This is a genomic window from Streptomyces sp. bgisy100 (assembly GCF_057709105.1).
Map to the genome: position 1 here is coordinate 81,897 of NZ_JBYITE010000012.1, position 19,372 is coordinate 101,268.

Annotated in this window: 20 protein-coding genes and 1 pseudogene; 13 read left to right on the plus strand and 8 right to left on the minus strand. The window is 71.2% G+C overall.

All coding sequences use genetic code 11. From position 1 onward, the window contains the following. Positions 1-84: 84 nt before the first annotated feature. Complete coding sequence (locus AC3EQ1_RS11235) at positions 85-924, minus strand: LysR substrate-binding domain-containing protein (protein WP_432094181.1); 840 nt, start codon at positions 922-924, stop codon at positions 85-87. A gap of 166 nt (positions 925-1,090) precedes the next feature. On the opposite strand from AC3EQ1_RS11235, the gene AC3EQ1_RS11240 reads away from it, so the two are divergent. The 7 genes from AC3EQ1_RS11240 (at position 1,091) to AC3EQ1_RS11270 (ending at position 4,299) form a co-directional block, all read left to right on the plus strand. Continuing rightward, entirely contained in the window at positions 1,091-1,498 is a 408-nt protein-coding gene (locus AC3EQ1_RS11240) for a DUF5997 family protein (RefSeq protein WP_432094182.1), read from the plus strand. Between the two features lie 77 nt (positions 1,499-1,575). Continuing rightward, positions 1,576-1,785 (plus strand): hypothetical protein, encoded by a 210-nt coding sequence (locus tag AC3EQ1_RS11245; protein WP_432094183.1) that lies wholly within the window; start codon positions 1,576-1,578, stop codon positions 1,783-1,785. A gap of 181 nt (positions 1,786-1,966) precedes the next feature. After that, positions 1,967-2,254 carry a hypothetical protein gene (locus AC3EQ1_RS11250; protein ID WP_432094184.1) on the plus strand — a complete coding sequence of 96 codons (288 nt, stop codon included), beginning with the start codon at positions 1,967-1,969 and terminating at the stop codon, positions 2,252-2,254. A gap of 199 nt (positions 2,255-2,453) precedes the next feature. Further along, complete coding sequence (locus AC3EQ1_RS11255) at positions 2,454-2,687, plus strand: DUF6177 family protein (protein WP_432094185.1); 234 nt, start codon at positions 2,454-2,456, stop codon at positions 2,685-2,687. Between the two features lie 142 nt (positions 2,688-2,829). Further along, a complete protein-coding gene (locus tag AC3EQ1_RS11260; protein WP_432094186.1) occupies positions 2,830-3,582 on the plus strand; it encodes a carbonic anhydrase in 753 nt (250 codons plus the stop codon). Between the two features lie 191 nt (positions 3,583-3,773). Further along, a complete protein-coding gene (locus AC3EQ1_RS11265) occupies positions 3,774-4,043 on the plus strand; it encodes a type II toxin-antitoxin system Phd/YefM family antitoxin (RefSeq protein WP_432094187.1) in 270 nt (89 codons plus the stop codon). Continuing rightward, positions 4,036-4,299, plus strand: coding sequence for a type II toxin-antitoxin system RelE family toxin (locus AC3EQ1_RS11270; protein ID WP_388859071.1), 264 nt, complete (start codon positions 4,036-4,038; stop codon positions 4,297-4,299). Before AC3EQ1_RS11265 ends, AC3EQ1_RS11270 begins: the two co-directional genes overlap by 8 nt. A gap of 367 nt (positions 4,300-4,666) precedes the next feature. On the opposite strand, the gene AC3EQ1_RS11275 is transcribed toward AC3EQ1_RS11270, so the two are convergent. Both AC3EQ1_RS11275 and ychF read right to left on the minus strand, forming a co-directional pair. Beyond that, positions 4,667-6,085 (minus strand): ATP-binding protein, encoded by a 1,419-nt coding sequence (locus AC3EQ1_RS11275; RefSeq protein ID WP_432094188.1) that lies wholly within the window; start codon positions 6,083-6,085, stop codon positions 4,667-4,669. Between the two features lie 197 nt (positions 6,086-6,282). Next, positions 6,283-7,371 carry a redox-regulated ATPase YchF gene (ychF, locus tag AC3EQ1_RS11280; protein ID WP_432094189.1) on the minus strand — a complete coding sequence of 363 codons (1,089 nt, stop codon included), beginning with the start codon at positions 7,369-7,371 and terminating at the stop codon, positions 6,283-6,285. A 527-nt stretch (positions 7,372-7,898) separates the two neighbouring features. Between ychF and AC3EQ1_RS11285 the strand changes: the two genes are divergently transcribed. Next, positions 7,899-8,477, plus strand: coding sequence for a DUF6542 domain-containing protein (locus tag AC3EQ1_RS11285; protein ID WP_432094190.1), 579 nt, complete (start codon positions 7,899-7,901; stop codon positions 8,475-8,477). Positions 8,478-8,967: 490 nt separating this feature from the next. Here the strand turns inward: AC3EQ1_RS11285 and ppgK are convergent. Both ppgK and AC3EQ1_RS11295 read right to left on the minus strand, forming a co-directional pair. Further along, a pseudogene (gene ppgK, locus AC3EQ1_RS11290) lies at positions 8,968-9,699 on the minus strand (polyphosphate--glucose phosphotransferase); the annotation flags it as partial. Between the two features lie 130 nt (positions 9,700-9,829). After that, entirely contained in the window at positions 9,830-10,879 is a 1,050-nt protein-coding gene (locus AC3EQ1_RS11295; RefSeq protein WP_432094191.1) for a 4-hydroxy-3-methylbut-2-enyl diphosphate reductase, read from the minus strand. Between the two features lie 216 nt (positions 10,880-11,095). Here AC3EQ1_RS11295 and xseA point away from each other — a divergent pair, with 216 nt between their 5' ends. The 3 genes from xseA to AC3EQ1_RS11310 all read left to right on the plus strand — a co-directional run bounded on the left by xseA (position 11,096) and on the right by AC3EQ1_RS11310 (position 13,688). Continuing rightward, positions 11,096-12,304 carry an exodeoxyribonuclease VII large subunit gene (xseA, locus tag AC3EQ1_RS11300; protein ID WP_432094192.1) on the plus strand — a complete coding sequence of 403 codons (1,209 nt, stop codon included), beginning with the start codon at positions 11,096-11,098 and terminating at the stop codon, positions 12,302-12,304. Positions 12,305-12,487: 183 nt separating this feature from the next. Then, positions 12,488-12,796, plus strand: coding sequence for an exodeoxyribonuclease VII small subunit (locus AC3EQ1_RS11305; RefSeq protein WP_432094193.1), 309 nt, complete (start codon positions 12,488-12,490; stop codon positions 12,794-12,796). A gap of 298 nt (positions 12,797-13,094) precedes the next feature. After that, on the plus strand, positions 13,095-13,688 hold the full coding sequence (locus AC3EQ1_RS11310; RefSeq protein ID WP_432094194.1) for a malonic semialdehyde reductase: 594 nt from the start codon (positions 13,095-13,097) through the stop codon (positions 13,686-13,688). A 295-nt stretch (positions 13,689-13,983) separates the two neighbouring features. Here AC3EQ1_RS11310 and AC3EQ1_RS11315 read toward each other — a convergent pair whose 3' ends face one another. After that, complete coding sequence (locus AC3EQ1_RS11315; RefSeq protein ID WP_432094256.1) at positions 13,984-14,583, minus strand: DUF4245 domain-containing protein; 600 nt, start codon at positions 14,581-14,583, stop codon at positions 13,984-13,986. A gap of 282 nt (positions 14,584-14,865) precedes the next feature. Between AC3EQ1_RS11315 and glpX the strand changes: the two genes are divergently transcribed. Further along, on the plus strand, positions 14,866-15,897 hold the full coding sequence (glpX, locus tag AC3EQ1_RS11320; RefSeq protein ID WP_432094195.1) for a class II fructose-bisphosphatase: 1,032 nt from the start codon (positions 14,866-14,868) through the stop codon (positions 15,895-15,897). A gap of 190 nt (positions 15,898-16,087) precedes the next feature. Here glpX and AC3EQ1_RS11325 read toward each other — a convergent pair whose 3' ends face one another. Continuing rightward, positions 16,088-16,462 (minus strand): WhiB family transcriptional regulator, encoded by a 375-nt coding sequence (locus AC3EQ1_RS11325; protein WP_351504725.1) that lies wholly within the window; start codon positions 16,460-16,462, stop codon positions 16,088-16,090. Between the two features lie 145 nt (positions 16,463-16,607). Continuing rightward, entirely contained in the window at positions 16,608-17,315 is a 708-nt protein-coding gene (locus tag AC3EQ1_RS11330; RefSeq protein WP_432094257.1) for a DUF1707 SHOCT-like domain-containing protein, read from the minus strand. Positions 17,316-17,628: 313 nt separating this feature from the next. Here AC3EQ1_RS11330 and AC3EQ1_RS11335 point away from each other — a divergent pair, with 313 nt between their 5' ends. Continuing rightward, positions 17,629-19,302, plus strand: coding sequence for a fumarate hydratase (locus tag AC3EQ1_RS11335; RefSeq protein ID WP_432094196.1), 1,674 nt, complete (start codon positions 17,629-17,631; stop codon positions 19,300-19,302). Positions 19,303-19,372 lie beyond the last annotated feature (70 nt).

Genomic DNA, 19,372 nt, shown 5'->3' on the forward strand with positions numbered 1-19,372 from the left:
ACCTCGGGGATGTGAGATGTGGGCTCGGGGCCGGGAGACGGGATCTCGCGGCTCGGAGATGAGGGCTCGCGGCGGGAATACGGGCTACGACCTGCCGCGGGGCTTTCCTCGCTTGCCGCCCTTGGCGCCACCGGAACCACTGCCCCGACCCTTGCCCGCCGTCCTGCCGGTCGGCTTCCCGGCCGCCCTCCCGGCGGTCCGCCCCGTCGGTTTGCCCCCCGACCTGCCGGTTCCGCCGCCCGCGGACTTCCGGCCGGAGCCGCCCGCACCGCCGGCGTCGGACCGCTTGTCCTGCGACTGCGCCGCGGCCCCGGCCCGCCCGCGCGTGCTGTTGACGGTCCGGCCGCGGACGATCCCGATGAAGTCGTCCACCAGGTCGGGAGTCTCCCCCTCCGGCCAGGACAGTGCGACGCGCGACTGGGGAGCGTCCGACAGCGGACGGTAGGTGAGGTCCCGACGGTGGTGCAGCCGGGCGAGGGACTGCGGAACGACCAGCACTCCCACTCCCGCCGCCACCAGCTCGATGGCGTCCCCGGTCGTGGCCGGGCGCTCGATCGCCGGCTGCCCCGGCAGGCGCTCCCAGTCGAGGGTGTCGTCGAGGGGGTGCAGCACGATGTCGTCGGCCAGGTCCTCGACGGACACCTCCTCGGCCGCCGTCACGACGTGGTCCTTCGGCACCACGACCACCGTGGTCTCGGTGTAGAGGGGGATCGCGCTCAGCGCCGTCCGGTCGACCGGCAACCGCACGAAGCCCGCGTCGGCGCCACCGCTGAGCAGCAGCTCGGGGGCTTCCGCGGCGGTTGCCGCGACAAGATCCAGAGGAATGTCGGGCAGCCGCTCGTTCCAGATCCGCACCCACTTGGCCGGCGTCACACCCGGGACATACGCGAGCCGGAACAAGGGGGACGTCTCGGAGCCAGTCACCCCGCCAGGTTACCGGCCACGGCCCGGGACAGCGGCCGTGGGCCGGGGGGTGACGGCCCCAGGCCCTGCGGCCCCACTCGGGACTGGGGGCCCAGGCGCTACGTCCCCCGGTCCCGAGTGACGGCCGTGGTCGGCGGCCACGCACACGCTCGATACCCTGGACGGCATGACGTCGCACAAGACCTCCCAGACGATGAAGCCCGCAACCGCGGCGAAGAAGCTGGGTGTGTACCTCGAGGCCACCCCCGCGGAATTCCGGGAGGGTGTCGTCTCACGCAGCGAGCTGAACGCGCTGCAGACCGACCCGCCCGAGTGGCTGCAGGAGCTGCGCCGCAACGGCCCGCACCCGCGACCGGTCGTCGCCTCGAAGCTGGGCGTCTCCATCTCCGGCCTCGCACGCGGCGGCGTCACCGAGCCCCTCACCACGGAGCAGATCGAGACGCTGAAGCAGGAAGACCCCGAGTGGCTGCAGCAGGAGCGCGCCACGCAGGCCGAGGTCCGCAAGGAAGTCGTGCGCATCAAGGAGAAGAAGAAGGCGGAGCAGGACGACCAGTCCGGCAAGCCGCGCTCCTGACCCCTCTCCCCTCCGACGCCTCTGACACCTCCGAATGCCAGGCGGTAATGACTTTGGCCTCGATAGCGTATTTCCGCATGCTGGAAGAAGGGGAAGAGGGCATTCGGTACCTCTTCGGCTTCGACGCCGATGCCATGCACCGCACGCTCACCTTCGACAAACGAACGCGCCGATCTCTGCCTGATGACGGAAACATCAACTACGAGTTCCTGAAGGCCTCGCGAAAAATCAGCAGCGTTCAAGGCGAAAGGGGCTCCTGGCCGCTCCGCGGCGCGAGCGTCAGCTGACCTCAACCACCGTCGGGGTCGGCAATGCTGCGGCTGGACCGTTCCGAGGACGCTCCGCCAGCGCCAGTGGCGTACGGCGTCATCGACGAGCGGCCGAGAACGTGAGCACAGCGAGCGGGAGTCTTCGGTACCCCCGCACGTGAATTCGCCTCCTGGACGGCATACCTGGAGTGGGGACGCAATGAACCGGGAACTGCGGACCTTCATCCGCACCTATCTCAGCCTTGAAGAGGCCTACGACACAAGCGACTACCTTCGCCCAGCCCTGCACGCATTCAAGCGCGAATACGTAGAAGCTGTCCGGCAGGGGCTGGAGCACAGCGTGAAGACCCGGGACCTCACCGTGGGCGACTACGAGTCCCTGACGGACATCGAGTTTCCCGACGAGCATGTCCTGTACGGCTACTTGGCGGCGATGTACGGATACCTGTTCGGAGACGAGAGCAAGCAGCCCTTGCCTCCGGAGTAGGCCCGGGCCCCGCCTCGCAGAATGCTTGGACCCACCGACGATCCCGGCTCGGTCCATCGCTGCCACACATGCACATCTGCCCACAGTGACCTCCTGGGCCGGTACGTACCGTTTCTCGTCGGCCGTCGAGCAAGGCGGCCCTGTCCCCTCGATGCCGCCCCTCGTCGTCAGCTGGTTGCCTGGACGCCCCGTGGTCGCCATGATCAGCCGACTCTCGGACGCCTTGCGCACAGAGATCACCAGCGACCGCGCTCTGCAGATCACCCCGGCACGGCGCGCCTCACCCTCCCCGCCCGCGCCGCACTGGGCGTCACCCCCACCGCTGGGTCGTCCAGGACGCCCCGCGCTCCACTACCCCCTCGGCGACGGAACCGGCCCACAGACGTGGACCGCGCTGCGCGGTCTCACCCAGCATCTGCGAGCCGGCAGCTGAGCCCGTGGCCCGCCGTGGGCCGTCAGTACCAAAAGCCGCCCCCGCCCGCTTGCGCCTGCCGCCGGAAATCCCCGGCACGCTGAACAATCGCCCCGGTCACGGCACGCGGACGTGCCTGCAGCGGACTAAGGGGAAACGGCCGATGCAGAGAGCGGGACTCCCGGATCGCAGAGCTCTGCTCACCGGCGGGCTGCTGGCCGGCGGACTGGGGCTCGCCACGGCGGCGCTCGGCGGATGCTCGTCGCTGAACACCGCCCCGTCCTCGCCCAGCACCTCGCCGGACAAGCGGCCGACCACGCCCGCCGCCGCGTTCACGCGCCTGATGGACGGCAACGAGCGCTGGGTGAGCGGAGACCTCCGGCACCCCGACCGGGATCCGAACCGGCGGGAGTTCGTGGCCCAGCAACAGAAGCCCTTCGGTTCGGTGCTCGCCTGCATCGACTCCCGGGTGCCGCCGGAGCTCCTCTTCGACACCGGGCTGGGCGACCTCTACGTCATGCGCACGGGCGGGGAGGCGATCGACCCGGTGGTCACCGGCTCGGTGGAATACGGGCCGATGACGAGCGGCACCCCGCTCATCGTGGTCCTCGGGCACCAGCGCTGCGGCGCCGTCGAAGCGGCCTACCAGTCCTTCCGGGACAACGAACCGCTGCCCGGCAACCTGGAGGCGATCGTGAAGGCCCTGCGCCCGGCGTACGACGAGACGGTCCGGAAGGGCGGCGGCGCCGACCCGGTGGACACCATGGCCCGCAACCAGGTCGAGCTGGTCTCGGCCGACCTCCGCGACAACCGGGACCTGGCACCACTCGTCCGCAAGGGCGACCTGGCCGTAGTCGGCGCCTACTACTCGCTCGACACCGGCAGGGTGGAGGTCCTGGGCGGCGCACCGTCCTAGTGTCGGCGCACTATCGGCACACGCCTTGATGCGAATCGCCGACCACACGGCTCCCACCTGCGAAAACGCAAGCATGAGGACTCAACCCAGAGCAGGTTCTGCCAAACGGAAGCACATCCGGCGAACGAAGATGAGCATGGTGTACACATAGGCCAGTGGTGTACACATGGACCATTCAGTACACTTGCGTCATGACACAGCCACTGCCCATAGAGTCCATCCGCGATGTACGCGCCCACTTGGCCGAGGTCGTGGAGCGGGCCGACCGTGATGATCTGCCCACAGTGATTACCCGCCGCGGCAAAGAGGTCGCCGCCGTGGTGTCCATCGAGGTACTCCGCAGGTACCAGGAATGGGAAGAGCGCGAGATCAACCGGATCATCGACGAGCGCATGGCGAACCCGTCGGCCGGTATCCCCATCGAGGACATCATGAGGGAGACGCTGGCGCGCAGTGAGTGAGTACCGCACCACGTTTCGACCGGAAGCCCAGGCCGAGCTGCGGAAGATTCCCCGGGCCATGGCGCTCCGCATCCTGGCCAAGCTGACGGAGCTGGAGAGCGACCCGCTCGGCTTCAACACCACCGCACTTGTGTCTCAACCCGACCGCCGCCGCTTGCGAGTCGGCGACTACCGCGTCGTCTACACGATCGACAACGGGGAACTAGTGGTGTGGGTCGTGCACGTCGGCCATCGCTCCACGATCTACGACACCTGAACCACGCCCTCCAACGACGTCCGCGGCAGAAGGCCCGACACCGTCCCGGCCAGGGACAGCGGAAGGGGCCGACCCCCGAAGGAACCGACCCCGCACCAGCATGTACGCGAGATCGGCGACCTGGCGTTGACGTCACCCGCTCAGACGTTGAAGCGGAACTCCACCACGATCCTCTGACCTGCTGGAATGCGGGCGCATCCCAGCACCGTCCCGGCACGGGATGCACGACAAAGCATGAGGAGGCTCAGGACCGCCAACGCTACACAACAGCGGTCAGTGAGGGGCCGAGGTTCGAGAGACTTCTCCACGACGTCCGTTCAGCCTGATGGCGCTCCCCAACTCCCACGCCGCGCCTGCCATCCGCCGCTCACAGCGGCCATGCCGCCAGCAGATCGCCGGGGCCGTACGCGGCATCGAGCCCCGGACAGTCGATTCCGCTGCGCGAGGCCGCCACGACCGGGACGGGGTCGGGGGTGAGCGCGGCGCGGTGGCGGTGGAGAGCCGCCAGGTCGTGCCGGTCGAAGGGTGACTGCTCCAGCCACTTGATGGAGCCGACGAACAGCAGCTCCTTGGCGATGGGCGCGCGGTCCGCCCCGACGAGGTCGATCTCGACGTCGTTGGTGCGGGTCCAGTAGCCGCCCACCGCGGGGGCCGCGGGCAGCTGGTCGTCAGGCAGTATCCGGGCGAGCGCCTCGCGGATGAGCGGCTCGACGGCCCGGCCACGCCAGCTGTTCCAGTTCTCCCGGATCCGCGCCAAGGTCAGATCGCCCCTTCCCCGCTCGATCTCCTCCATGGAGGGGCCGAGAAGGTGCAGCCAAAAACGCAGGTAGGGATCCGTCACCCGGTAGCGTCGGTCCTTCGAGGGGCGCAGGGATACGGGGAGTTCCGCGGCGACGATCCTCTTCTCCGTGAGCAGTTCCAGCGCTCGCTGCAACGGCGTGGCACCGATCCCGCCGGCCGCGCGGGCGATGTTGGTGAAGGTCCGTTCGCCGCTGCCGATCGCCGCGAGCACCCTGCGCGCCTGAGCCTGCGGCGGAAACTCCGCTGCCAGTGAGCGCTCGGCAGAAACCAGCAGCGCCGAGACCGGATCTTGCAGCGCCTCGCCGAGAAAATCCCAGAGCCCCGCACCGTACGGCCACTCCGCGCAGACCAACGGCAGCCCGCCGGTGACCAGCGCGGCGTCGAAGGCTTCCGCCGGGTCCAGTCCCAGCATCCGCCCGACTTCGGCGGGGTTCAGCGGCCCGAGCACCATCTCCCGGCCGCGCTGGTGAAAGGGGCGCCCGTAGCTGTTCAGCGCCTCCATCATCGACAGATCCGAGCCGATGAGGATCAGCAGCACCGGCTTGGTTTCCAGAACGCGATCCCAGGCTCGCTGCAGCATCCCCTCGAAGGCGCCGCCGGTATCCATCAGGTACGGCACCTCGTCGATGACCAGCACGCTCGCCCGGTCGGCAGGCAGCGCTGCGGCCAGCACGTCGAACGCGGCGTCCCAGCTCTCCGGTCGCGCGGCGGCCACCAGCTGCGCCAGGGGCAGCGTGGATGCCTGGGCGTCCCGGGCCAGCCGTGCCAGATCGGTCTCGGAGGACGCACCAGTGGCGGCGTAGAACAGGAATGGGGCCCCGGATCGCTCCGCAAACCGCTCGACGAGCCGCGATTTGCCCACTCGGCGCCGCCCGCGCAGCATCACGCAACGTCCCGGCCGCTCACTCCCGACGCCTGCCGCCACCCTCTGCAGCTCGCACTCCAGCGTCGCCAGCTCCTGCCGACGGCCTACGAAGTCCACCATGCCTGCCGACCTCCACGCATGAAACTAACAACAAGGTTAGTAACCCAAAAGTTAGCATCATGCGCTGTCGTGCGCGAGGAGAGACGACAGTCGTCGGATACCCCAGCACGGGAAAGCGTCATAAGGGGGCCGACCCAATCTGGGTCGGCCCCCTTATGACCTGCGCGTTCGGCAAACGCGGCGTGGTGGAAATGCGCCTAGACGTTGAAGCGGAACTCCACCACGTCCCCGTCCTGCATCACGTAGTCCTTGCCCTCCATGCGGGCCTTGCCCTTGGCGCGGGCCTCCGGGATGGAGCCGCAGTCGAGGAGGTCCTCGTAGGAGACGATCTCGGCCTTGATGAAGCCCTTCTGGAAGTCGGTGTGGATCACACCGGCCGCCTCCGGGGCGGTGGCGCCCTTCTTGATCGTCCAGGCGCGGGCTTCCTTGGGGCCGGCCGTGAGGTACGTCTGCAGGCCGAGGGTCTCGAAGCCGACGCGGCCCAGCGTCGCGAGGCCCGGCTCGTCCTGGCCCATCGACTGGAGGAGCTCCAGCGACTCCTCGTCGTCGAGCTCGATCAGCTCGGACTCGATTTTCGCGTTGAGGAAGATCGCCTCGGCGGGCGCGACCAGCTTGCGCTGCTCGTCCTTGAACGCCTCGTCGACCAGCTCGTCCTCGTCGACATTGAAGACGTAGAGGAAGGGCTTGGTGGTGAGCAGGTGCAGCTCGTGGAGGAGCGCGCCCTGCTCGGTGCCCTTGGTGATGCCGGCGGAGAAGAGGGTCCGGCCTTCCTCAAGGATCTTCTTGGCCGCCTCGACCGCCCCGAGGACCGCGACCTTGTCCTTCTGGAGGCGGGACTCCTTCGTCAGGCGCGGGATCGCCTTCTCGACGGACTGGAGGTCGGCGAGGATCAGCTCGGTGTTGATCGTCTCGATGTCGTCCTTGGGCGAGACCTTGCCGTCCACGTGGACGACGTTCTCGTCGTGGAACGCCCGGATGACCTGGCAGATCGCATCCGACTCGCGGATGTTCGCCAGGAACTTGTTGCCCAGGCCCTCGCCCTCGGAGGCGCCGCGCACGATGCCCGCGATGTCGACGAAGTCGACGGTCGCCGGGAGCTTGCGCTGCGAGCTGAAGATCTCGGCCAGCTTGTCGAGGCGCGGGTCCGGGACACCGACGACGCCGACGTTCGGCTCGATGGTGGCGAACGGGTAGTTGGCCGCCAGCACGTCGTTCTTGGTCAGGGCGTTGAAAAGGGTCGACTTGCCGACATTCGGCAGGCCGACGATTCCGATCGTGAGCGACACGTGGCGACTTCCCGTAGCGAGAACGATGGTGGAGGACGGGCCCCGGGCCGGGGCCGGTCATCCAGTCTACGGGGCCGGTTTCCCTGCCCGCGGACCGCCGACGGGCCCGGTGTTCCGGACGCGCCCCGGCCATCTTCCGGCGACCCCGCTGCCGACCCCGCTGCCGACCCCGGGCAACGTCTGCCGTGGGCCACCGCTGCCGATCCCAGGCGACGTCTGCCGTGAGCCGCCATTCCCAGGTCCTGCTCACAGATCCCGCTCCCAGGTTCCGCGCCCACGCCCTGCCCCGCTCCGCGTCCGGGCCGCCCCACCGCACGGCCCACCCGCAGCTCGGGCCGGCGCCGCACGGATCGTCGAGCACGGACCATCGACCCACGGACCGTCGATCACCCCGGCTGTCGATCACCCCGGCTGTCGACCGCACGGACTATCGGCCGCTCGGACTATCGGCCGAACATACCGCCAAGGTGGCTCAAACCGCGTGTCCCACCCCGGGTTCCGCGCCCCCCGCGACCTACGTTGGTCGGGTGGAGCAACCCAGCATGCGCACGCCCCGGCCGCGTAGAGGCGCCCAGCAGGAGCCGGCCACCGTTCACCGCGCCGGGCAGCGGTCCCCCGGCGCCCCGGCGCCCGCCGGGCTGCGGCGGTTCGGGAAGCGGCTTCCCGGTCCCCGGCTCACCGGTCTCGGCTGCGGGCTGGCCTCGCTCGTCGTGATGATCGTCGGCGGGATGCTCGACGGGCTGCTGCTGGACGCCGCCGCGCTGCCCTACGGACTGCTGTTCCTGCTCACCAGCGCGCTCTGTGCCCTCTGGGTAAGGCCGTCCGACCTGGTCGCGGCGCCGATCAGCGCGCCGATCTCGTTCGCGGCCGGACTCGTGCCGGTCAGCGGCGGCTCGGGCGGGTTCGGCAGCCAGGTGATGGCGGTGTTCACCCAGCTCGCGCTCCAGGCGGGCTGGCTCTACGGCGGGACGCTGACCGCGGTGCTCGTCGTGGTGGTGCGCAAGGTGCTTCTGCTCGGCAGCCGCGCCCGTCGCACGGGGAGTACGCCGCGCACGCCGGGGGGCGGCCAGCCGACGGCCGAGCGCCCGCAGCCCGAGAGCGCCTGACCAGCCTCATTCCGGGCCGCGCCGCACTCCCCGACCCCGACCCCGGCCCCAACCCTTTTCTCCCCGCCCGGCTGGAGCTCCTGAGCCGGGCCCGGAGCTCCTGGGGCGTGACCTCCCGAGGGGCATGAGCTCCCGAGCCGGGCATGACCCCCGGTCGAGCCGGCTGTCCCGCCAGTCCGGCGCCGGAGCCCCGCCGGCCCTCGCCCTCCTCCGATGACTCACAGGGCCCAGGCCCATGTGACTCCCAGGGACCAGGCCATGGCGTGCCCTACGACGGACCCGAGCCCGAGGCCGCGCCGCCGTCCGTGGAAGCCGAAGCCTCCGCCGCGGAGCCCGCCCCGGCGCCCGGGATCGGCCCCGCGCCCCCACCGGCGCCCGAGCCCGCACCCGGCCCCGCGCCCCCACTGACGCCCGGCCCCGCACCCGGCCGCGCCCCCGTCGCTCCCCCCGCCGGCCCCACCGTCGGCCCCTCGCTCCCCCGCCGCTCGAAGGCCGCCATGGCGGCGCCGACGATGCCCGCGTTGTTCTGGAGCTCCGCGGGGACGATCTCGGCGCGGATGCCGTCGATCAGCGGGAGGAACTTGTCGGCCTTGCGGCTCACGCCGCCGCCGATGATGAACAGCCCGGGCGAGAACAGCATCTCCAGGTGGGCCAGGTACTTCCGGACCCGCCGCGCCCAGTGGGACCAGCTGAGGTCCTCGTCCTCCTTGGCCTTGGTGGAGGCGCGCTTCTCCGCCTCGTGGCCGCTCAGCTCCAGGTGGCCGAGCTCGGTGTTGGGCACGAGCCGGCCGTCGGTGAACACCGCGCTGCCGATGCCGGTGCCGAACGTCAGCAGGATCACCGTCCCCGAGCGTCCCCGGCCCGCCCCGAAGGCCAGCTCGGCGGTGCCGGCCGCGTCGGCGTCGTTCAGGACGGTCACCGGCAGGCCGAGCCGGTCGGCGAGCAGGCCCTCGGCGTCCCGGTCCACCCAGCCCGCGTCGACGTTGGCGGCGGTGCGGGTGATGCCGCCGGTCACCACGCCGGGGAACGTCACCCCGACCGGCCCGGACCACCCGAAGTGGTCCACGACCTTCTTGACGCCCTCGGCCACCGCCTCCGGCGTCGCCGGGTGCGGAGTGAGCACCTTGTGCCGCGCTTCGGCCAGGTCGCCCTGGTAGAGGTCGACCGGGGCGCCCTTGATGCCCGATCCGCCGATGTCCACACCGAAAATGTGTCGCTGCATGAGAACAACGCTACGGGCAGCGACCGCGCGTCACTTCTCGGACGACGCGGATCGCTGCCCGTTCGCGGACATGCGCGGATATTGACGGGCATCGGTGCCCGGGAACGGCCGGCCGCGGGCCGTCCGGCCGTCAGTCCTGGGAGGGCTCCGTGCCCGCCGAGGCCGCGGCCTCGGCGCGCAGGTCGCGCCGCAGCTCCTTCGGCAGCGAGAAGGTCAGGCTCTCCTCCATCGGCTGCACGACCTCGACGTCGCCGTAGCCGCGCTCCTTCAGCCACTCCAGCACGCCCTCGACCAGGACGTCCGGGACCGAGGCGCCGGAGGTGACACCGACCGTGCCGACGCCCTCGAGCCAGGCCTCGTCGATCTCCTCGGCGAAGTCCACCAGGTGACCGGCCTTGGCACCGGCGCCCAGCGCCACCTCGACCAGACGGACGGAGTTGGAGGAGTTCTTCGACCCGACGACGATCACCAGGTCGGACTCGGCCGCGACCTGCTTGATGGCCACCTGCCGGTTCTGGGTGGCGTAGCAGATGTCGTCGCTGGGCGGGCTGATCAGCTGCGGGAAGCGGTCCTTGAGGGCGCCCACGGTCTCCATCGTCTCGTCGACGGAGAGCGTCGTCTGGGAGAGCCAGACGACCTTGGACTCGTCGCGGACCTCGACGTTCTTCACATCGTCCGGGCCGTCCACCAGCGTGATGTGCTCGGGCGCCTCACCGCTGGTGCCGATGACCTCCTCGTGGCCCTCGTGGCCGATGAGGAGGATGTCGTAGTCGTCCTGGGCGAAGCGGACGGCTTCCTTGTGGACCTTGGTGACGAGCGGGCAGGTGGCGTCGATGGTGGCGAGCTTCCGCTGGGCGGCCTCGTCGTGCACCACCGGGGCGACGCCGTGCGCCGAGAAGATCACGATGGACCCCTCCGGCACCTCCTCCGTCTCCTCGACGAAGATCGCGCCCTTCTTCTCCAGGGTCTGCACCACGTACTTGTTGTGGACGATCTCCTTGCGCACATAAATGGGTGCGCCGTACTGCTCCAAGGCCTTCTCGACGGCGATCACGGCACGGTCCACGCCGGCGCAGTAGCCACGGGGGGCGGCGAGCAGGACCCGGCCGGTCTTGCGAGCAGCCTCTCCGCTGTGGGCGGTGGCGGGCGACGGGCTGGGCGTTGCAGTCATGCCCCCCATCGTAAGGCCGTGGGAGGGACGCGATGATCGCACCCGCCGCCGGGGGCGGGCACCGGCCGGGAGCGGTGCGGACCATGCCTGGTCAGGGCGTTCCGGAGAGTCGGCACAAGGGTTCGCACGAGGGGCCGAGCGGGTGGTCCGTACGCGGGCAGGAGGGCGGAAAGCGGATCACGCGGATCCGGGGGTTCTGTCGGCGCGGGCGGCTAGCCTGCGGGTATGGCTCTCAACACCTCGGCGGACGCACCCATCCCGGTGGGGCAGGTGTCCCGGCTGATCGGCGGGTGGATCGACCGGCTCGGCTCCGTCTGGGTCGAGGGGCAGATCACCCAGCTGTCCCGGCGGCCCGGGGCCGGGGTGGTGTTCCTGACGCTGCGCGATCCGTCGCACGACATCTCGCTGTCGGTCACCTGCTACCGCGTCGTCTTCGACCGGGTCGCCGACATCATCTCCGAGGGCGCGCGGGTCGTCGTGCACGCCAAGCCCGAGTGGTACGCCCCCCGCGGCCAGCTCTCGCTGCGCGCCACGGAGATCAAGCCCGTCGGGGTGGGCGAGCTGCTGGCCCGGCTGGAGCAGCTGAAGAAGTCGCTGGCGGCGGAGGGGCTGTTCGCCCTGGACCGCAAGCGGCCCCTGCCGTTCCTGCCGCAGCTCATCGGCCTGGTCTGCGGCCGGGCCTCGGCGGCGGAGCGGGACGTCCTGGAGAACGCCCGGCACCGCTGGCCCGCCGTCCGCTTCGAGGTGCGCAACGTGGCCGTGCAGGGCGTCCGCGCCGTGCCCCAGGTGATCGGGGCGGTCGAGGAGCTGGACGCGCACCCGGACGTGGACGTGATCGTGGTCGCCCGGGGCGGCGGCAGCGTCGAGGACCTGCTGCCGTTCTCGGACGAAGCGCTGATCCGGACGGTCTCCGCGTGCCGCACGCCGGTCGTCTCGGCGATCGGGCACGAGCCGGACACGCCCCTGCTCGACCTGGTCGCCGACCTGCGCGCCTCCACACCCACGGACGCCGCGAAGAAGGTGGTGCCGGACGTCGGCGAGGAGCTGGTCCGGATCCGGCAGCTGCGGGAGCGGGCGCTGCGCACCGTCACCGGGCTGCTGGACCGGGAGGAGCGGGGCCTCGCCGCGGCCCGGCACCGCCCGTGCGTGGAACGGCCGCAGCGGATGGTGGAGGAGCGGGAGGAACAGATCGACGCGCTGCTCGGCCGGAGCCGCCGCACGCTGGGGCATCTGCTGGACCGGGCCGACTCGGAGCTGTCCCACACCCGGGCGCGGGTGGTGGCGCTCTCCCCGGCCGCCACCCTGGAGCGGGGATACGCGGTGCTCCAGCGGGCGGACGGCGCGGTCGTCCGCGCCGCGGACGAGGTGTCGGCCGACGAGAAGCTGCGGGCCAGGGTCGCGGAGGGCGAGTTCTCGGTGCGGGTCACCCCATGAGGTCACCTCGCTGTGGGGCACCCGTGAGACCCGTCCCCCGGTGTGCCCGCCTCTCCCCGAGGCCTCCCGGGGTGGACGCCCGCCGCACCGGCCCTCCCTCCGGCCCCGGCGGCCGCACCGCCTCGGTCCCGCCGCCACAGCGCCGCAACTCTCCTGTCGTCTCCCCCCTCTAGGCTGGAGCCCATGACCACTACGGACGAGCAGTCCACCGGCTCGGCGGGCCCCGGTTCCGGCGGCGCCGGGAGCGACCCGGCCGGCGCCGGCTCGACGCCGGCGTACGAGCAGGCGCGCGACGAGCTGATCGAGGTCGTACGCCGACTGGAGGCGGGCGGATCCACGCTGGAGGAGTCCCTGGCCCTGTGGGAGCGGGGCGAGGAGCTGGCGAAGGTGTGCCGCCGGTGGCTGGACGGTGCGCGGGCCCGGCTGGACGCGGCTCTCGCCGAGTCGGAGGACGGCGCTCCCGGCAGCGCCGGACCGGGCGACGAGGACTGACCCGCCCCGATGACCTCACCCGTTCCGTTATCCCCGCGCGGCCCCCGGGCCACGTCCGTGGCGGAATCAGTCCGCTTCAGGGCCACGTCCGTCGCGGCACCACGCGGTCCCCCGTCGGCCCCGTGCCCGCATATCCCCCGGACCGGGATGAACCGGTGCGCACGTGATGTGCACTACACAGCCGTGCCCTACGCCGCGTCCGATTTAGTTGAAGGTTAATCTATCTTGATACGGTGGGCTCTGCCGCGGCCGACCCCGCCACCCCCACGCACACACGACAGAGAAGGTGCTCTCCGACATGACTCTCGCCCTCGACCCCGCCGCACAGGACCTGCTGTTCCGTGAGGCCCGCACCGCCAACGCGTTCACCGACGAGCCGGTGACCGACGAGCAGGTACAGGCGATCTACGACCTGGTGAAGTACGCGCCGACCGCCTTCAACCAGTCGCCGCTGCGCGTCGTCCTGGTCCGCTCGCCCGAGGCCCGCGAGCGCCTCGTGCAGCACATGTCCGAGGGCAACCGGCCGAAGACGGCCGCGGCCCCGCTGGTGGCGGTGCTGGCCACGGACCACGAGTTCCACGAGGAGCTGCCGCGGCTGTTCCCGCCCTTCCCGCAGGCCAAGGACGTCTTCTTCAGCGAGCGCCCCGCCCGTGAGCAGGCCGGCTCCTTCAACGCCGCGCTGCAGGCGGGCTACTTCATCATCGGCGTGCGGGCGGCCGGTCTCGCCGCGGGCCCGATGACCGGGTACGACGCCGCCGCGGTCAACAAGGAGTTCTTCCCCGACGGCGACCACTCCGTGCTGGCCGTGGTGAACATAGGCCGTCCCGCCGAGGACGCCTTCCGTCCGCGCCTCCCGCGCCTGGCGTACGACGAGGTCGTCACCACCGTCTGAGCCCGCCGACGGCAGCCGGGAGCGGCCTCCGCCCCGGCTGCCGGCACCGGATTCCCGCCCCGGCTGCCGCCACCGGTTCCCGGCCCGGCGGCGGACGGCCGGCACCCCGACGCGGGTCGGCTCGCGGACGGGCCGGACGAGGTGCACCAGCGGTCGCTGGCCCGCCGGGAGCTGTCCCGGTCGCGGCGGCCCACCCATGAGGTCCCGACCACTACGCCCCGACCATGACGTCCCGGCATCCGGCCCGCCCGAGAACCGGGCGGACGATCGTCCGGTTACGAGGGGAGCTTCGCCTCTACGGCTTCGTGGCGGAGGACTTCGTGGCGGAGGGCTTCGTGGCGGACGGCTCAGCGGCCGGCTTCGCGGTGGACGGCTTCGCCGGGGCCGTCTCGAGCGCCGCGGCCATCTCCCCCAGCCGCTCGAACGAGGCGGTGCCGGTGACCACGGTCGTCACTCCGCGCCCCTCGCGCACGAGGGCGTCGTACTTCGGCCCCTCGTAGCGCTCCCACGTCGTGTCGCCGACCTTCTGGGTGCGGTCGGTCTTCGTGGCCCGCCGGCTGACGGAGTCGATGAACTTCGCCGCCCGGCCGTTGCTCTGCTCCACCGCGACGTACTGGTTCGTCGGGTCCATGAAGCCCAGGTGCCAGACCGCGCCGTCGTCCCCGGCACCGTTGTAGGTCACCGAGGTCGCACGCCAGGTCTTCGGCAGCCCCTGGGGCGCGGCGACCGGGTACGGCGCGGCTCGGCGGGCCGTGTCGAGCTCCACCCGGTAGCCGATCGGCTTCACCGGGTCCTGGGATTCGTCGTGCGGCACGAAGATGTAGATGGACGCGACGACGACACCGATGACCGCCATCGACAGCACCATGTCCCGCACCGTCTGGGTTCCGCGCATACCTGCCACGCCCCCATCGTCCCCCATCGCCGGGCGGATCTTTCCGGCACCCCCCGCCGGCACCGGGGGCGCCCGCCCTCGGCATCGCCGCCGTCACGGATCCCGGGTCCGGCCAGGGCCCCGACTCCCGTTGTCCGTCGGACAGTCAAGCGTTCCGAGCCTGTTCGGCGCGGCCTCCCGCGGTGCTCATGCGTGGGGCCCTCTGCTCACATTCGCGATGAACGGATAAAGTCACAGGCACCCTCTTATCCGGCCGTCGTCGTACAAGGAAGGTGCGCACCGATGACCGAGCACCATATGCCGTCCCCGCTCGAAGTGAGCCCGGAGGCCCCCGACCGCAACCTCGCCCTGGAGCTCGTCCGGGTCACGGAGGCCGCCGCGATGGCGGCGGGCCGGTGGGTCGGCCGCGGTGACAAGAACGGCGCCGACGGCGCCGCAGTGAAGGCCATGCGGACCCTGGTCTCGACCGTCTCGATGAACGGCGTCGTCGTCATCGGAGAGGGCGAGAAGGACGAGGCACCGATGCTCTTCAACGGAGAGCGGATCGGCGACGGCACCGGTGCGGAGTGCGACGTCGCCGTGGACCCCATCGACGGGACCACGCTCGCCGCCAAGGGCATGACCAACGCGCTCTCCGTGCTGGCGGTCGCCGACCGCGGCACGATGTTCGACCCGTCCGCGGTCTTCTACATGGAGAAGCTGGCCACCGGCCCGGAGGCCGCCGGGGTCGTGGACATCAGCGCGCCCGTCGCCGAGAACATCCGCCGGGTCGCCAAGGCCAAGCACTCCGCCCCGGAGGACGTGACCGTCGTCATCCTCGACCGCCCCCGCCACGAGGGCATCGTCAAGGAGATCCGCGAGGCCGGGGCCCGGATCAAGTTCATCTCGGACGGCGACGTCGCCGGCGCCATCATGGCCGCCACCGAGGGCACCGGAGTCGATCTGCTGCTGGGCATCGGCGGCACCCCCGAGGGCATCATCACCGCCTGTGCGATGAAGTGTCTCGGCGGCACCATCCAGGGCCGGCTGTGGCCCAAGGACGAGGAGGAGCGCCGGCGCGCCGTCGACGCGGGCCACGACCTCGGCAAGGTGCTCACCAACGACGACCTGGTCTGGGGCGAGAACGTCTTCTTCGTGGCGACCGGCATCACGGACGGCGAGCTGCTGCGGGGAGTGCGCTACCGCTCGGACAACGCGCTCACCCAGTCGCTGGTGATGCGCTCGCGGTCGGGCACGATCCGCCAGATCGACTCGCGGCACCGGCTGTCGAAGCTGCGCGCCTACAGCGCCGTGGACTTCGACCGGCCGCGCTGACCCCACCGCACCCACACCGCCGCACTCACACCGCCGCGCCGCCCCCGCCGCAACGATTCCGCCGCACCGGCTCCACACGCACCGGTTCCACACGCGGCGGCTCCGCCCGCGGCGGGCGGCGCGCCGGGCGCACGGTCCGCACACGCCAGGGGCGCCCCCATCACTGGGGGCGCCCCTGGCGTGTGCGGTTCTAGCCTGCGGCGGCGATCTGCGAGACGGCCGAGCGGGCCGCCTTCTGCAGCTCCACGTCGCGGCGCCGGCGGCGGGCCAGCACCACCCGGCGCTCGGCCGCGGTGAGCCCGCCCCACACGCCGTACGGCTCCGGCTGGAGGAGTGCGTGCTCGCGGCACTCGACCATGACGGGGCACCGGGCGCAGACCCGCTTCGCGGCCTCCTCCCGGGACAGCCGCGACGCTGTCGGTTCCTTCGAGGGGGCGAAGAACAATCCCGCTTCGTCGCGACGGCACACCGCCTCCGAGTGCCAGGGGCCTGCCTGCTCCCGAGCCGGAGTGCGCTGCGGCGGGGCGGCGGGGGCCTGCAGGGGCTGATGCGGCGGTTGCAGCACGGTCTACTCCTGACGACGGCTTCGCTGAAGAGTCACCCTTGCCCGTCTCCCAGGCGCACGACCGATGGCACCCCCATGCCGTACGAGAGACGATGCAGCAGTCCCTACCCGCTGTGCGCACGCCTATTCACACCGTGGCAGTTTGCTAGTCACCGAGTTCTTTACGGGGGCGTTCCCGGAGGTTCTTGAGGCGTTTGCCCCGTTTCGCCCTTGCGTCCACTCCACCGAAGGCCGCGAAGCCGGTGACGACGACCACGGGGGCGTCGGGGTCGGGGGCCTCGTTGGTCCGGACGTCGAATCCGCCGAAGATGCCGGGGCCCGCGCCGCGCAGCGAGACGTTCTCCGGCACCCGGACCTCCACTCCGCCGAAGAGCGCGACGGCCCGGATGACGATCTCCTGCTGCTCGAAGACCGCCTCGGTGAGGTCGATCTCGACCCCGCCGAAGCAGGCGAAGGCGCGGGTCAGGCGCCCCACCCGCCAGCGCCCCCGGCGCGAGGCGCCACCGAAGACGGCCACCAGGTTCTCGGCGGCGCCGTCGGTCGGTGAGTGCGGCGGCGCCGCGGCCCGCGCGGCCGCGGGGGCCGCGGGCAGATCCCGTACCAGCGGCTCCAGTTCGGCCACCCGCCGGGCCCGGTAGACGCCGTCGATCCGCTCGGAGTGTTCCTCCGGGGTCAGCCGGCCCTCCGCCAGGGCTTCGCGGAGGATGTCGGCGACCCGGTCGCGGTCCGCGTCCGACGCGCGCAGGCCGCCCTCCGCGACCGGTGCGCCGGACCCGGCGGCGGGCCGGTCCGCCTCGGCGGCGGGCTTGCTCAGCGGTACCGGCGGCTGCCCGGGAGCCGGTTCGGGGCGCACACCGGCGGGTTCGGTCCGCTGCGGGTCCGGGGGCCCGGGAGTGACACCGGGGCGAGAAGAGGCTGCATCCACCCCGTCAGCGTAGCGAAACGCGATAGATCGCGACTAGTGTCCGGTCCGCCATACTGCGGGCGGACCGGTCCCGTGGTGACGGATTCCGCGGAGGACGGATCCCCGGGGTGACTGAGTCTTACCTCACCGCCCCGGCACCTCCGCCGCGTTCTACCCTTGTCCGGCTGGCCCGGCTCCGGCCGGGAGGTGTCCGTAGGGAAGATGTCAGCGCAGCCGTCTGCCGAGTGAGGAAACGACCCCGATGCCCGAGTTCGCCTATACCGATCTGCTCCCGCTGGGCGAGGACACCACCCCGTACCGGCTGGTGACCTCCGAGGGCGTCAGCACCTTCGAGGCCGACGGACGCACGTTCCTCAAGGTCGAGCCGGAGGCCCTGCGCACCCTGGCGGCCGAGGCGATGAAGGACATCTCGCACTACCTGCGGCCCTCCCACCTCGCGCAGCTGCGCCGCATCCTGGACGACCCCGAGGCGTCCGGGAACGACAAGTTCGTGGCGCTGGACCTGCTGAAGAACGCGAACATCGCGGCGGCGGGCGTGCTTCCGATGTGCCAGGACACCGGCACCGCGATCGTCATGGGCAAGCGCGGGCAGAACGTGCTGACCTCCGGCGGCGACGAGGAGGCCCTCTCCCGCGGCGTCTACGACGCGTACACCGAGCTGAACCTGCGCTACTCGCAGATGGCCCCGCTGACCATGTGGGACGAGAAGAACACCGGCTCGAACCTCCCGGCGCAGATCGAGCTGTACGCGACCGACGGCGGCGCGTACAAGTTCCTCTTCATGGCCAAGGGCGGCGGCTCGGCCAACAAGTCCTTCCTCTTCCAGGAGACGAAGGCGGTGCTCAACGAGGCGTCGATGATGTCCTTCCTGGAGCAGAAGATCCGCTCGCTGGGCACCTCCGCCTGCCCGCCGTACCACCTGGCGATCGTGGTCGGCGGCACCTCCGCCGAGTACGCCCTGAAGACCGCGAAGTACGCCTCCGCGCACTACCTCGACGAGCTGCCGGCCGAGGGGTCGCCGACCGGGCACGGCTTCCGTGACCGGGAGCTGGAGGAGAAGGTCTTCGAGCTGACGCAGAAGATCGGCATCGGCGCGCAGTTCGGCGGCAAGTACTTCTGCCACGACGTCCGTGTCGTGCGGCTGCCGCGGCACGGCGCGTCCTGCCCGGTGGCGATCGCCGTGTCCTGCTCGGCCGACCGGCAGGCCGTCGCGAAGATCACCGCCGAGGGCGTCTTCCTGGAGCAGCTGGAGAAGGACCCGGCGAGGTACCTGCCGGAGACCACCGACGAGGAGCTGACCGAGGGCGCGGGCGCGGACCTGGACGCGATCGCCGTCGATCTGAACCGGCCGATGGACGAGGTCCTCGCCGAGCTGACCCGGCACCCGGTCAAGACCCGGCTGTCGCTGACCGGCACCCTCGTCGTCGCCCGGGACATCGCGCACGCGAAGATCAAGGAGCGGCTGGACGCGGGTGAGGAGATGCCCGAGTACCTGCGGAACCACCCGGTCTACTACGCGGGCCCGGCCAAGACCCCCGAGGGCTACGCCTCCGGCTCCTTCGGCCCGACGACGGCGGGCCGGATGGACGCCTACGTCGAGCAGTTCCAGGCGGCCGGCGGCTCGAAGGTGATGCTCGCCAAGGGCAACCGCTCCCAGCAGGTCACCGACGCCTGCAAGGCGCACGGCGGCTTCTACCTCGGCTCGATCGGCGGCCCGGCGGCCCGCCTGGCCCAGGACTGCATCAAGAAGGTGGAGGTCCTGGAGTACGAGGAGCTGGGCATGGAGGCGGTCTGGCGGATCGAGGTCGAGGACTTCCCGGCCTTCATCGTCGTCGACGACAAGGGCAACGACTTCTTCCAGGACCCCTCGCCCGCCCAGCCGTTCGTGACCAGCATCCCGGTGCGCCAGGCGTAGCGGCGGGCTGGATCCGCGCGGAAGCTCCGGCACCCCACGGCGGGTGACCGGGGCTTCTTCGCGTACGGCT

What these genes read in the sequence shown, in the direction of transcription:
- AC3EQ1_RS11240 (WP_432094182.1), top strand. Translation starts at nt 1,091, where the DNA reads ATGACGTCGCACAAGACCTCCCAGACGATGAAGCCCGCAACCGCGGCG.
- AC3EQ1_RS11245 (WP_432094183.1), top strand. Translation starts at nt 1,576, where the DNA reads ATGCTGGAAGAAGGGGAAGAGGGCATTCGGTACCTCTTCGGCTTCGAC.
- AC3EQ1_RS11250 (WP_432094184.1), top strand. Translation starts at nt 1,967, where the DNA reads ATGAACCGGGAACTGCGGACCTTCATCCGCACCTATCTCAGCCTTGAA.
- AC3EQ1_RS11255 (WP_432094185.1), top strand. Translation starts at nt 2,454, where the DNA reads ATGATCAGCCGACTCTCGGACGCCTTGCGCACAGAGATCACCAGCGAC.
- AC3EQ1_RS11260 (WP_432094186.1), top strand. Translation starts at nt 2,830, where the DNA reads ATGCAGAGAGCGGGACTCCCGGATCGCAGAGCTCTGCTCACCGGCGGG.
- AC3EQ1_RS11265 (WP_432094187.1), top strand. Translation starts at nt 3,774, where the DNA reads ATGACACAGCCACTGCCCATAGAGTCCATCCGCGATGTACGCGCCCAC.
- AC3EQ1_RS11275 (WP_432094188.1), bottom strand. Translation starts at nt 6,085, where the DNA reads ATGGTGGACTTCGTAGGCCGTCGGCAGGAGCTGGCGACGCTGGAGTGC.
- AC3EQ1_RS11295 (WP_432094191.1), bottom strand. Translation starts at nt 10,879, where the DNA reads ATGGGGGGCATGACTGCAACGCCCAGCCCGTCGCCCGCCACCGCCCAC.
- xseA (WP_432094192.1), top strand. Translation starts at nt 11,096, where the DNA reads ATGGCTCTCAACACCTCGGCGGACGCACCCATCCCGGTGGGGCAGGTG.
- AC3EQ1_RS11305 (WP_432094193.1), top strand. Translation starts at nt 12,488, where the DNA reads ATGACCACTACGGACGAGCAGTCCACCGGCTCGGCGGGCCCCGGTTCC.
- AC3EQ1_RS11310 (WP_432094194.1), top strand. Translation starts at nt 13,095, where the DNA reads ATGACTCTCGCCCTCGACCCCGCCGCACAGGACCTGCTGTTCCGTGAG.
- AC3EQ1_RS11315 (WP_432094256.1), bottom strand. Translation starts at nt 14,583, where the DNA reads ATGCGCGGAACCCAGACGGTGCGGGACATGGTGCTGTCGATGGCGGTC.
- glpX (WP_432094195.1), top strand. Translation starts at nt 14,866, where the DNA reads ATGACCGAGCACCATATGCCGTCCCCGCTCGAAGTGAGCCCGGAGGCC.
- AC3EQ1_RS11335 (WP_432094196.1), top strand. Translation starts at nt 17,629, where the DNA reads ATGCCCGAGTTCGCCTATACCGATCTGCTCCCGCTGGGCGAGGACACC.